The organism is Candidatus Frankia nodulisporulans, from assembly GCF_902806475.1.
Taxonomy (GTDB): Bacteria; Actinomycetota; Actinomycetes; order Frankiales; family Frankiaceae; genus Frankia; species Frankia umida.
In genome coordinates, this window is sequence record NZ_CADCWS010000111.1 from 1 (window position 1) to 12,770 (window position 12,770).

8 protein-coding genes and 1 pseudogene are annotated in these 12,770 nt (G+C 72.1%); 5 read left to right on the plus strand and 4 right to left on the minus strand.

What is annotated here, in order from left to right; genetic code table 11:
* Nucleotides 1-10 precede the first annotated feature (10 nt).
* A complete protein-coding gene (gene ettA, locus G6R24_RS11890) occupies nucleotides 11-1,693 on the plus strand; it encodes an energy-dependent translational throttle protein EttA (protein WP_163549317.1) in 1,683 nt (560 codons plus the stop codon).
* Nucleotides 1,694-1,811: 118 nt separating this feature from the next.
* On the opposite strand, the gene G6R24_RS11895 is transcribed toward ettA, so the two are convergent.
* Together G6R24_RS11895 and G6R24_RS11900 are read right to left on the minus strand one after the other, a co-directional pair.
* Nucleotides 1,812-2,234: a globin gene (locus G6R24_RS11895; RefSeq protein ID WP_163549322.1), complete on the minus strand. Its 423-nt coding sequence runs from the start codon at nucleotides 2,232-2,234 to the stop codon at nucleotides 1,812-1,814.
* A gap of 30 nt (nucleotides 2,235-2,264) precedes the next feature.
* Nucleotides 2,265-4,020, minus strand: a pseudogene (locus G6R24_RS11900) (glycoside hydrolase family 13 protein).
* Nucleotides 4,021-4,208: 188 nt separating this feature from the next.
* On the opposite strand from G6R24_RS11900, the gene G6R24_RS11905 reads away from it, so the two are divergent.
* The gene (locus G6R24_RS11905; protein WP_225438428.1) at nucleotides 4,209-6,560 is read left to right on the plus strand and encodes an ATP-binding SpoIIE family protein phosphatase; all 2,352 of its coding nucleotides are present in this window, start codon (nucleotides 4,209-4,211) and stop codon (nucleotides 6,558-6,560) included.
* Here the strand turns inward: G6R24_RS11905 and G6R24_RS11910 are convergent.
* Together G6R24_RS11910 and G6R24_RS11915 are read right to left on the minus strand one after the other, a co-directional pair.
* Nucleotides 6,519-8,087: an SDR family oxidoreductase gene (locus G6R24_RS11910; RefSeq protein ID WP_163549319.1), complete on the minus strand. Its 1,569-nt coding sequence runs from the start codon at nucleotides 8,085-8,087 to the stop codon at nucleotides 6,519-6,521. The two genes, G6R24_RS11905 and G6R24_RS11910, sit on opposite strands and share 42 nt — an antisense overlap.
* A gap of 57 nt (nucleotides 8,088-8,144) precedes the next feature.
* Nucleotides 8,145-8,660 carry an HNH endonuclease gene (locus G6R24_RS11915; protein WP_163549320.1) on the minus strand — a complete coding sequence of 172 codons (516 nt, stop codon included), beginning with the start codon at nucleotides 8,658-8,660 and terminating at the stop codon, nucleotides 8,145-8,147.
* 434 nt (nucleotides 8,661-9,094) lie between these two features.
* Here G6R24_RS11915 and G6R24_RS11920 point away from each other — a divergent pair, with 434 nt between their 5' ends.
* From G6R24_RS11920 to G6R24_RS11930, 3 genes are all read left to right on the plus strand, one after another.
* Nucleotides 9,095-10,339, plus strand: a complete 1,245-nt coding sequence (locus tag G6R24_RS11920; RefSeq protein ID WP_163549323.1) for a mechanosensitive ion channel family protein — start codon at nucleotides 9,095-9,097, stop codon at nucleotides 10,337-10,339.
* 107 nt (nucleotides 10,340-10,446) lie between these two features.
* Nucleotides 10,447-11,184, plus strand: coding sequence for a response regulator transcription factor (locus G6R24_RS11925; RefSeq protein ID WP_163549321.1), 738 nt, complete (start codon nucleotides 10,447-10,449; stop codon nucleotides 11,182-11,184).
* Between the two features lie 194 nt (nucleotides 11,185-11,378).
* Nucleotides 11,379-12,770: HAMP domain-containing sensor histidine kinase (locus tag G6R24_RS11930; protein ID WP_225438430.1), on the plus strand; the 1,392-nt coding region annotated here is incomplete at its 3' end.

The following is a 12,770-nucleotide window of genomic DNA, read 5'->3' on the forward strand; positions in this document are numbered from 1 at the left end:
GGTTGGAGACATGGCGCAGTACGTCTTCCAGATGCGCAAAGCGCGCAAGGCCCACGGCGACAAGGTCATCCTCGACGATGTGACCCTGTCGTTCCTACCCGGAGCCAAGATCGGGGTGGTAGGTCCCAACGGTGCCGGGAAGTCGTCCCTGCTGAAGATCATGGCTGGGATCGACCAGCCCAGCAACGGCGACGCCAACCTCAGCCCGGGCTACACCGTCGGCATGCTCGCCCAGGAACCATCCCTGGACGAGACCAAGGATGTCCGCGGCAACGTCGAGGACGGCGTCCAGGAGATCCGTCGGGTGCTCGCCCGCTACGAGGAGATCAACGAGAAGATGTCCGCGCCCGACGCGGACTTCGACGCGTTGCTCGCCGAGCAGGCTGAGCTCATCGACAGGATCGAGGCGGCGAACGCCTGGGAGCTCGACAGTCAGCTCGACCAGGCGATGGACGCGCTGCGGCTACCCCCGGGCGATGCCGACGTGTCGCTGCTGTCCGGCGGTGAGCGGCGCCGGGTGGCGCTGTGCAAGCTGCTGCTGGAGGCCCCCGACCTGCTGCTGCTCGACGAGCCCACCAACCATCTCGACGCCGAGAGCGTCGCCTGGCTCGAGCAGCACCTCGCCCGTTACGCCGGCGCCGTGCTCGCCGTCACCCACGACCGGTACTTCCTCGACAACGTCGCCGGGTGGATCCTCGAGCTCGACCGCGGTCGCGCCCTGCCCTACGAGGGCAACTACACGACCTACCTGGAGAACAAGGCCGGCCGGTTGAAGGTGGAGGGCCAGAAGGACGCCAAGCGGCGCCGGGTCCTCGCCCAGGAGCTGGAATGGGTCCGTTCCAACCCGAAGGCCCGCCAGACCAAGAGCAAGTCCCGCCTAGCCCGTTACGAGGAGCTCGCCGCCGAGGCCGACCGGGCCCGGCCGCGCGACTTCGACGACATCCAGATCCCACCCGGCCCCCGCCTGGGCAACCAGGTCATCGAGGCCCGCGGTCTCGCCAAGGGCTTCGACGACCGGCCGCTCATCGAAGGGCTGTCGTTCACGATGCCCCGCGGTGGCATCGTCGGCGTCATCGGCCCGAACGGGGTCGGCAAGACCACCCTGTTCACGATGCTGACCGGGCAGGCCACACCGGACGCGGGTGAGCTCGTCATCGGCGACACCGTCGACATCGCCTACGTCGACCAGTCCCGCTCGGGCCTGGACCCGAAGAAGAACGTCTGGCAGATCGTCTCCGACGGGCTGGATCACATCATCGTCGGCAAGACCGAACTGCCCAGCCGGGCGTGGGTGTCATCGTTCGGTTTCAAGGGCCCCGACCAGCAGAAGCCCGTCGGGGTGCTCTCCGGTGGTGAGCGCAACCGGCTCAACCTCGCGCTCACCCTCAAGCGCGGCGGCAACGTCCTGCTGCTCGACGAACCCACCAACGACCTGGACGTCGAGACGCTGCGCTCACTCGAGGACGCGCTGCTGGAGTTCGCCGGCTGCGCGGTGGTGATCTCCCACGATCGGTGGTTCCTGGACCGGGTCTCCACCCACATCCTGGCCTGGGAGGGCACGGATGAGGACCCGGGGCGCTGGTTCTGGTTCGAGGGCAACTTCGCCGACTACGAGGCCAACAAGATCGACCGCCTCGGCCAGGAGGCGGCCCGCCCGCACCGGGTGACCCACCGCAGGCTCACCCGCGACTGACCTCACCCGACCGGGCCCACACGGGACTGGGTCCATACGGGACTGGGCCCACACGCGCCCATGGTGGCCGGCCAGGAACATGGCGGGCCACCATGGGCGCGACGGCGTTACGGGCGGGTCAGTCCGGTCGGTTCTGCAGGGACTTCGCGGCGGTGCGCAGGTACTCCCACAGGGTGGCGAACTGGTCGGGCGGCAGGTTCAGCGAATCGACCGCCCGGCGCATCACGACCAGCCACGCCTCACGTTCGGCGTGGCCGATGGCGTACGGGACGTGGCGCAACCGCAGTCGCGGATGGCCGCGCAGCGCCTGGTAGTCGCTGGGACCGCCCCAGTACTGGATGAGGAACAGCCGTAGCCGTTCCTCGGCGCCCTCGAGATCGTCCTCCGGGTAGAGCGGGCGCAGCACCGGGTCACTGGCCACGCCCTCGTAGAACCGCGCGACCAGCGTGCGGAAGGTGGGCTCCCCGCCGACCGCGTCAAAGAAGGTCGTGGTGGGCTGGGCCGGGGTGGAAGGCTGGCTCACTGGTCCATTGTGCGCCAGCCATCGGCCGCCCCGGCCACGCGTGGGCCCTCATGGGGCGGGCGGCGCCACCCAGACGGTCGTGTCCGCCGGCAGATCGAGTGTCGCACCGTCATAACCCACAGGTCCGCTCGCCAGCGCCAGCCGTCCGGAGATCGCCAGCCGCACCGGCCCGTCCGTGGCCATCACACACGTCATACCGGATGGCCCCACCGAGGTGGCCGTCCCGGCGGTGTGTCCGGACGCAGACGCGGAACCGGGTTCGGCGCCCGAAGCCGGCGGAAGCCGGTCAAAGGCCAGGCAGCCGGCCGGAACATCGTCGCGCCAGCGCAGCTTGTCGCCCCGCAGATGCGGCAGTGAGCGACGCAGCGTGAGCGCGCCGCGCACCAGCAGCCAGGTCGACATCGGATCGGCGGCCTGGGCCAGCACGGTGCGCGCCGCCCAGTCCGCCGGCTGCGGCAGCCACGGCCGGACACCGTCCGCGCTGAAGCCGTACGGCGGCGCGTCCCCCGACCAGGGCATCGGTACCCGGGCGCCGTCCCGGCCCACCGAGGTACCCCCGGAACGGGTCCACACCGGGTCGCGCCGGTCGGCCGGGGCCACCTCGACCTGCGGCAGGGCCAGCTCGTCACCCTGGTAGGGCCAGCTCGTCACCCTGGTAGAGCACGGCGACCCCGGGCAGCGCCAGCATGGTCAGCAGGGCCGCCCGGGCCCGGCGCTCACCGACCGCCCCACCGCCGTAGCGGCCCACCGGACGGACCACGTCATGGTTGGCCAGCACCCAGGTGGCCGCGGCCCCGACCGCGCCGAGGGCGTCCCGTTCGGCGTCGATCGCCGCCCGCCACGCCGACGACGTGAACGGCGCGCCCAGCAACGAGAACGAGAACGAGAACGTCAGATGCAGCTCGTCGGGGCGGACATAGCGGGCCAGCCGGACCGGATCGCTCACCCAGGTCTCACCGATGAGGACCCGGGCCCGACCATCACGAGCGGTGTAACCCTCGGTGAGGGTCCGCCAGGACCGGTAGATCTCGTGGACACCGTCCTGGTCCCACACGTGCGGCTCGGCCTCGTCCCGGAAACCGCTGTCCGGTTCGAGGTCCACGCCGGGCGGGTTGTCCCGCAGTTCGGCGTCCTTGACCAGGCCGTGGCTGACGTCGATGCGGAACCCGTCGACCCCCCGGTCGAGCCAGAACCGCAGGGTCGCCTCGTGGTCGGCGCGCACCGCCGGATGCGACCAGTTCCAGTCCGGCTGCGCGGCGTCGAACAGGTGCAGGTACCACTGGCCGTCGGGGACACGGGTCCAGGCCGGGCCGCCGAAGACCGACCGCCAGTTGTTCGGCGGGGCCGCCCCGTCCGGTCCGCGCCCGTCCCGGAAGACGTACAGCGCGCGCCGCGGGTCACCCGGCGGTGCGGCGAGCGCCTCGACGAACGCCGGATGCGCGGCGCTGGAATGGTTCGGGACGAGATCGACGAGCACCCGCAGCCCCGCCGCCGCGGCCTCGGCCAGCAGCGCGTCCAGGTCGGCGAGCTGCCCGAACAGCGGGTCGACGTCGCGATGGTCGGCCACGTCGTAGCCGTGGTCGACCATCGGGGACCGGTAGAACGGGGTGATCCACAGCGCGTCCACGCCGAGCTCGACCAGCACCGGCAGGTGGCGGCGCAGACCCGGCAGGTCGCCGACCCCGTCGCCGTCGGAGTCGGCGAAGCTGCGCACGTACACCTGGTAGAGCACGGCCCGGCGCCACCAGTCGGCGCCCCCCGGAGTCGGAGAACCGGGGCGATCGGCATCGTCTGGATCAATCATGGAATCATCTGTGTCGCCATGACGTGTACTCATCCGCTCCATCCTGGTAGCGAACGGGGCCCCGCTGTCGGGTCCGACCGACCTGCTCGCGCTGCGCGATGTCAGGGTACGGAACTACACTTCCGCAGGTGGACCAGGTGACTGGCCGTTACGGCTCAGTCCCGGGAGTCGGGAACCGTCAGAAGCGAGTGGATACGGCTTCGACGTCCGACCAGGCTCCCGGGCATCGGTCAGACGCGTCCGACTCCGCTGTACCAGGCGACGAGACGGGTGCGGTCGGCGCGAGTGGCGCGGCGGCTGACGCCGGTCCGGGGGCGGCAGCGGCCGCGTCCGGTCGGCGGGCGGTCGATCGGCTGGTCGGCGTGCTGCGCCGCACCGCCCGCGGCGTCCGGTCGGCGGGCGCGGCCCCTGCCCGTGGCCCGGCCGGGGGTGGCCCGGGCGGGCATGGGCAGGCCGGGCGTGAGCCGGGCAGGCGTGGGCCGGTGGGCCACCTGCCGGGTCTGGGCCAGTCCGGGGGAGTTCCCGGTAGCTTCCTGGCCGACGCGGGTCTGCTGCTCGCCGAGTCGCTGGACCCGGACCGGGTCGCCCGCCTGCTCGCCGACCTCGTCCTGCCCCACCTGGGCGCCGTCAGCCTGGTGTGGCTGCGCGAGGAGGACACCCCGCAGCTCGCCGCCTCGAGCTCACTCGACCCGCGGGTCGACCAGCTGCTGCGCGCCATGATCTCCGCTCGCCCCCCGCTGCTCGCCGACGACTACCCGCCGGGGCTGGTGCTGCGCTCCGGGCAGACCTACAGCCTGCCGCGCCTGGCGGACATGCGCGCCCTGCGCACGGCCGCCACCGAATCGGGTTACCAGCGGTTCCGTCAGCTACGTGACGGGCCGACGGCGCACGTCCCGCTGTCCGCCGGCGGGGAGATCTTCGGTGTGCTCTCGGTCGGGCGGCCCACGGGCGACTACCGCAACAACGAGATCCTGCTGTTGGAGGGGCTGGCCCGGCGCGGCTCGATCGCACTGCACAACGCGATGCGGTTCCGGGAGGCCCAGGAGTCGGCGCTGACCCTGCAGCGTTCGCTGCTACCGGCGAACCCCCCGGCGCTCGACGGCGTCGAGATCGCCATGGAGTACCGCCCCGGAACGGCCGGCACCGAGGTCGGTGGCGACTTCTACGACATCATCCCGCTCTCCGGCGGCCGGTTCGGTGTCGCGATCGGCGACGTCATGGGCCGCGGGTTGCAGGCGGCGGCGGTGATGGGTCAGCTGCGGGCGGCGCTGCGCGCCTACGCGCTCGAGGAGTGGCCGCCGGCCGACGTGCTCTACCGCCTCGACCGGGTGGTCGGGATGCTGCCCGGCCTGCAGATGGCGACCTGCATGTACGCCGTCTACGACCGGCACACCGGACGGGCCGTCATCGCCAACGCCGGCCATCTGGCACCCCTGGTCGTGCTGCCCGACGAGGACCCCGACTATCTGGTGCTCGAACCGGGTCTGCCGCTCGGGGTCGGCGAGGGCGAGGCCGCCGGCTTCAGCGAGACCAGGGTGACCCTGCCGCCCGGATCCGCGCTGGTGATGTTCACCGACGGTCTGGTCGAGTCGCGTCGCCGCCCGCTCTCCGACGGGCTGCAGAACCTGCGTCGTGGGCTGATCGAACAGCGCGCCAAGGCCGCCGCGGCCCGGGAGGCCCAGGCCGAACTCGACGCCGCGGCCGCGATCGCGGCTGGTTTCAGTGAGATGGCCGACGCGGCCCCCGGCGTCTGGACGGACCGTCGGGCCCCCGGCCCGTCCCAGGGCCCCCCGCCCGGTGTCGCCGACCGGCGCAGCGGCGAGGACCGGCGCGGAGAGCAGCCGCTGCCTGCCCGCGGCGTCGAACGGCGCCGGCGTCGACCCCGCGGCGGTTCGTTCGCCGCGCGCAGCTGGTTCGGCCCGGACGTCATCGCCGGCACCGGTGAGGGCCCCGCCCAGGAGACCGCCCGTTCGCTGCTGGAACGCTGCCTGCTCGCCGCCGACCTGCCCAGCCGTACCGATGACGACACGGCGCTGATCGTGCTGACCACGCTCACGGTGAACCCGCCGCTGCTGGAGCTTTCCCTGCCCGCGGTGGCCGCCTCCTCCGGGCAGGCCCGCACGGCGATCCGCGCCGTCCTGCTCGACTACGGCATCGCCGCGGTCGAGGATGTGACGTTGCTGGTCAGCGAGGTGGTGACGAACGCGGTCCTGCACGCGCGCAGCGACCTGGTGCTGCGGGCGTTCCTGGAGCCCGGTCGGCTGCGGGTCAGCGTCGAGGACCGCGAGGGCGCCCATCTGCCACGGCCGGGGGCGGCGGCGGCCAACCGGCCCGACCCGGAGTCCGGCTGGGGGCTGCTGCTCGTCGAGGCCCTGTCGATGGCCTGGGGTGTGGAGACCACGGTCAACGGCAAGCGGGTCTGGTTCGACACCGAACTTCCCGACGTCGGCCCCGCCCCGCCGCGACCGGTCTTCGGTGACCTGTCCCCCGGCGGCACCTCAGACGGTGGACCCCCGGTGCAGGGCCGGGGCCACTCCTGAGTGTTCGTCGTCCGCGGCGGCCAGATGCTCGGCCGCGCGGACGATGTTGCGTGCCATGCCACCGAACACGATGGCGTGGAAGGGGCTGACCGCCCACCAGTAGAGCTGCCCGTTGAGCCCGTGCGGACGGAACACCGCCCGCTGGCGGTACAGCGCGGTGCCGGGGGTGTCGCCGGGCAGGGCCCGCAGTTCCAGCCAGGCCTCACCGGGCAGCTTCATCTCGGCGCGCAGGCGCAGCAGCCGTCCGGCTTCGATCTCCTCGACCCGCCAGAAGTCCAGGGCCTCGCCGACGTGGACCGACGCCGGATCACGTCGGCCACGCCGCGGGCCGACCCCACCGACCAGGGTGTCCAGCCAGCCGCGGGCCGACCAGGCCAGCGGCCACGAGTACCAGCCGTTCTCCCCGCCGATGCCCTCGATGACCGCCCACAGCCGGGCCGGGTCGGCCGCGACGTCACTGTCGCGTTCGTCGACGAACAGCGCCCCGCCGCTCCACTGCGGATCGGTGGGCGCGGGTTCGCCGGGGGGCGAGGTGGCGCTGTGGCCGCCGGACCTCGCCGGCCAGACCGCGGTCGACCAGCGGGTCTCCACACCGCGCTCGCGGACCCGGCTCAGGGCGTGGGCGGCGGCGGCGTCGAAGCCCATCAGGCCGTCCGGCGGGTCGGGGATGATCGTGCGCACCGCCCCGCCGTCGCGCACCACCACCTCGGTGCGCAGCGAGCGCACCAGCGGCCGGGCGATGGCCTTGGGCACCGGGGTGATCACCCCGACCCACAGTGAGGACAGGCCGGGGGACAGCATCGGCACGCCGAGGATGATCCGCGGCCGCAGCCCCTCGACCGCGGCGAAGCGCTGCATCATCTCGGCGTAGGTCAACACGTCCGGTCCGCCGAGGTCGAACGAGCCGTGGGCGTCGGCGGGCGCCTCGAGCGCGCCGATCAGATAGTGCAGCACATCCCGGACGGCGATGGGCTGGATGCGGGTGCGCACCCAGCGCGGGGTGAGCATGATCGGCAGGCGCTCGGTGAGGTGGCGCAGCATCTCGAACGAGGCGCTGCCACTACCGATGATCACCGCTGCCCGCAGGACGAGGGTGGGCACACCCGAGTCAAGCAGGATGCGGGCCACCTCGTGCCGCGAACTCAGATGCGCGGACAGGGCCTGCCCGCCCCCGCCGGCGTCCTGGGCCGGGCCGAGGCCGCCGAGGTAGATGACGCGCCGCACACCGGCGTCGTGGCAGGCGGTGGCGAAGGCGGTGGCGGCCTGCCGGTCGACGGTGGAGAAGTCGCCGCCGCCGTCGATCGAGTGGATCAGGTAGTAGGCGACGTCCACCCCGCGCAGGGCCGGACCCAACGTGTCGGGTTCGCGGGCGTCGGCCCGGACGATCTCGGCCTGATCGGCCCAGACGACATCCCGCAACCGGGCCGGGTCGCGGGTCATGGCCCGCACGGTGTGGCCGCGCTCAAGCAGACGAGGGGCCAGCCGGCCGCCAATGTACCCGGTAGCACCGGTCACCAGAATGCGCACTCCGGCTACCTGCCCCGCCCCGGCAGTGGGAATCCCGGGGCGGCGCGGCCGGTGGCCTCAGGCGGAGGCTGCCTCGGTCACATCCGCGCTCAGATAGGCCGACCAGCGCGGATCCATCCGACGGGAGCCCAGAATGCGCCAAGCGGCTCCGCTCGGCGCTCGAGGTGCCGTGCGAAGCCGCCAGCCCAGATCGGCGACAGCCCGGTCGGCTTTGACATGGTTGCAGCGACCGCAGGCCGCCACGACGTTCTCCCATACGTGCTGACCCCCGCGGGAACGGGGAATCACATGATCCAAGGAGGTGGCCGGCGCGTTGCAGTAAACGCACCGGTGGTGGTCACGGGCCAGCACGCCCTTGCGGGTGAGCGGAACCTGCGAGCGGTAGGGCACCCGCACGAACCGGGCCAACCGCACCACGATGGGAACGTCGATCGACGTCGCCGCGGACCGAAGTACCTGGCCGGCGGACTCGACCATGACCGCCTTGTCCGTCAGGACCAGAACGAGCGCGCGCCGTTGCGACACCACGCACAGAGGCTCATACGTGGCGTTGAGAACCAGCGCCTCTGCCACGCGCCGAACCTCCTGCCCACCGAGGGCCCTTTACGGGCCGATCTGCACAGCGTCTCCGGTGACAATGGACAGTCAACCGCCTTCGGCGGCAGAACGCGAGCCTGTTTGCATGGTCATCGCAATTCACGCCGTGTCGCTGCACATATCTGGTGGCGTTTGTCACTCTCCGCCGATCATTGTGCGGCCTGTTGGTTACGCAGCGTCGACTGTTTGCCGGGCGTGGTCCCGATAGTGGACGGATCGGTGCCACGCCGTTGACGTGGGGGGTGGGGTGCCGGGAGGTGGTGGGCATCGGCGAGACTGATCGCTGATCGTCGTCTCCCGGGGGGAACCGGCCCGACATCCATCAGATCAGCATCGGAAGGTCGACCTACGTCGTGACGCCCGCCTCGTCCCTGCTGGCCGCCCCGCTCATCCCCATCCCGGGACTGGGCATGTTGCTGTCGAGCCCGCCAGGCCCCACCGCCACGGCCGCCTCCGTCGCCGCGACGATCACCCCGATGCCCACCCCCAGCCCGACGACCAGCACGGATCCGCTGGTCTCCCTGGCCGGTGTCGCCAACGCCGTGCGGGACGCCTGCGGTACCGATCCGGGCCTGCTGTGTCGCACCGTCTACAACGCCACGCACAGCAACTACCTCGCCTCGGGGGCGGAGGTCTTCCTCGGCACCCCGATCCGCATCGTCCTGATCCTGGTCATCGCCTTCCTGGTCCGCGCGTTGCTGCACCGGTTCATTCGCCGAACGACCGAACGGGCCGGGTCCGGCAACGCCGCCGGGCCGTTTCGCGGGACGCGGGCCGGAACACTGCTCGGCGCGTTCGGTGATCCGTCCGTCCTGATGGAAAGGCGCCGTCAGCGGGCCGCGACCGCCGGCTCACTCCTGCGCAGCGTGACCTCTGTCTTCGTGTTCGGATTGGCCTTTCTGAGCATCCTCGGCGAGCTGGGCATCAATCTCGCCCCGATCGTCGCCAGTGCCGGTGTGCTGGGAATCGCCGTCGGATTCGGCGCCCAGAACCTGGTGCGCGACTTCCTGTCGGGGATGTTCATGTTGCTCGAGGACCAGTACGGCGTCGGGGACGTCATCGACGTCGGCGCGGTGTCGGGCACCGTCGAGGCGGTCAGCCTGCGGATGACCCGGCTGCGGGACGTGGAGGGCACGGTCTGGTACGTCCGCAACGGTGAGATCACCCGGATCGGGAACAAGAGCCAGCAGTGGGCCCGCACCGTCCTGGACGTCCCGCTCGACTACGACACCGAGGTCGAGGCCGCCAAGCGGGTGCTCACCCGCACCGCCGGCAGCCTCTGGTCGGACGCCGAGTGGAGCGCGGTGATCCTCGAGGCGCCCGAGGTGTGGGGCATGGAGTCGATGACCGCGGACGGCTACACCCTGCGGGTGGCGATCAAGACCCAGCCGCTCAAACAGTGGGATGTCGCCCGCGAACTGCGCGAGCGGGTCCGTAACGCGCTGAGCCTCGAGGGCATCGCGTTGGGGTCCGTCCAGCGCAGCGAGGTCACCGTCGTCGACGACGACGAGGAGGAGCCGGCGGAGCAGGACGACGACACCGCGCAGCCCGGCGGTTCCGGCATCTCCGGCAACGCGGGTGGCTCCGGCGCGGCGGACATCACCGAGGACGTACCCCGGCCGCGAATCGACCCGCCGAGCACCTCCCGTATCTGAGCAGGGCCGGCCGCGGGGCTGAAGCCTGGCTGAAGACCGCGAAAGGTGTTGCTGAGACGAGTCGGCGGACCGCCGCGGGTCGGCGCCGTGGGGGCAGACTGGGAACCGTGCGAGTACTGGTGGTCGACGATGACACGGCCGTGCGGGAGTCCCTGGAACGTTCGCTCCGGTTCGAGGGCTATGAGGTGGCGACGGCCGGTGACGGTATCGACGCGCTCGCGGGCGTCCAGCGCGACCAACCCGACATCGTCATCCTCGATGTCATGATGCCCCGGATGGACGGGCTGGAGACCTGCCGCCAACTGCGGGCACGCGGCGACGACGTGCCGGTGCTCATGCTCACCGCCCGCGACGGCCTCGCCGACCGGGTCAGCGGGCTGGACGTCGGCGCGGACGACTACCTGGTCAAACCGTTCGCCCTCGAGGAGCTGTTCGCCCGGCTCCGGGCGCTGATCCGCCGGGCGGCACTGGCGGCCCGGGCGGCCAGCGTCGCCGCCGGTGGTGCCGGGTCGGGCGGTGGCCTGCCCGGCGCCGTGCTGTCCTACGCCGGGGTCGCGCTCGACCAGGTCAGCCGGCAGGTACACCGTGGCCAGCGGGAACTGACGCTGACCAAGACCGAGTTCGAGCTGCTCGAACTCTTCCTCGGGCATCCGCGCCAGGTCCTGTCCCGATCGACGATCATGGAGCGGGTGTGGGGGTACGACTTCGGTCCCACGTCCAACTCGCTCGAGGTCTTCGTGAGCTACCTGCGTCGCAAGCTGGAGGCCGGGGGCGAACCCCGGCTGCTGCACACCGTGCGCGGCGTGGGCTACGTGCTGCGTGAGCCCTCGGGGGACCGTACGTGAGCGCTGCGCCCTCCCCGGGCGCCGTCTCCGCTCCGGCCTGGGGACATCCGATCCCTCCCGGCCAACCCGTCCCCGGGCGTTCGGGTGAGCGCCGGGCCACCCGCCGCTTCGGCGGCGGTCAGCCCTCGACGCTGCGCCCGTCCTCGCCGCTGGCCCGCCTCACCCTGCGGGCCCGCCTCGCCCTGCTGGTCGGCATGGCGGTGGCCGCCGCCGTAGCCGTGGTCGCCGGGGTGTCACTCGGCGCGACCAGCATCGTGCTGAACAACGCCATCGACGATCAGCTGGTCGAACAGGCGCAGGCGTCGGCGGACACGATCCAGACCAACGCGCTGGGCAGCGGCGTGCAGGCCTTCAGTTTCGGCCTGGAGGGCCAGTTCCTCGACGCCGCCGGCAACCCGCTGGAGAACGCGGTCTCACCGTGGAACAAGGTGCCGATCCCGGTGAACGCCGCCGATGCCGAGGTGGCCCGCCGCGAACGCACCCAGAACCTGCGCACCATCACCGTGGACGGGCAGTCCTACCGGCTGGTCACCGTCCCGCTGCAACGGCCGGCGGTGGCCGCCGCGCTGCAGCTCGCCCGCCCCACCACCGACGTCGACCGCACGCTGCGTGAACTCGGCCTGGTGCTGCTCGTCGTCGGCGTCGTCGGGGTGGTGGGTTCGGCGCTGGCCGGTCGGATCGTCGCGCGCGCCGCGCTCAAACCCGTCGACGCCGCGGCGGCCGCCGCCGAGGAGGTCGCCCGCACCCAGAACCTCTCCGCCCTGATCCCGGTCATCGGCACCGACGAGATCGCCCGGCTGGCGGAGAGCCTCAACAGCATGCTGCGCGCCCTGGAGGCCTCCCGGGCCCGCCAGCGCCAGCTCGTCGACGATGCCAGCCATGAGCTGCGCACCCCCCTGACCAGCCTGCGCACCAACATCGAGCTGCTGCTGCGCGCCGAGGCCAACCCGCACCGGGCCCTGCCCGTGGCCGACCGCCAGGCCCTGCTGCGCGACGTCGACGCCCAGATGCGTGAGCTGTCCGGCCTGGTCAGTGAGCTCGTCGAACTCGCCCGGGACGAGGTGCCCGTCGATGAGGTCGAACGACTCGACCTGGCCGACATCGTCCGCGCCGCCGCCGAACGCGCCCGTCGGCGCGCCAACGGCAAGGGCATCCTGATCGACGTGGAGATCGGCGACGGAGCCACCGACAGCATCGATGCCACCGACACCTCGGCCGCGGCGGGTGCCGGCCACATGGTCGGCCTCACCGGTGGGCATGTCGTCAACGGCCGGGCGAACCTGCTGGAACGTGCCGTGACGAACCTGCTGGACAACGCCGTGAAGTTCTCACGCCCGGTGTCGGTGGTACGGATCAGCTGCCACGGCACCGAGGTCACCGTCACCGACGAGGGCCCCGGGATCACCCCGGAGGACCGTGTCCAGGTCTTCGACCGCTTCTACCGGGCCACCTCCGCCCGCGGACTGCCCGGTTCGGGCCTGGGCCTGGCCATCGTCGCCGACGCGGTCGCCACCCACGGTGGCTGGGTGCGGGCCGAGGCCGCACCCAGCGGCGGCGGCGCCCTGCTGCGGATGTGGCTGCCTCCC

What these genes read in the sequence shown, in the direction of transcription:
- ettA (WP_163549317.1), top strand. Translation starts at nt 11, where the DNA reads ATGGCGCAGTACGTCTTCCAGATGCGCAAAGCGCGCAAGGCCCACGGC.
- G6R24_RS11920 (WP_163549323.1), top strand. Translation starts at nt 9,095, where the DNA reads ATGTTGCTGTCGAGCCCGCCAGGCCCCACCGCCACGGCCGCCTCCGTC.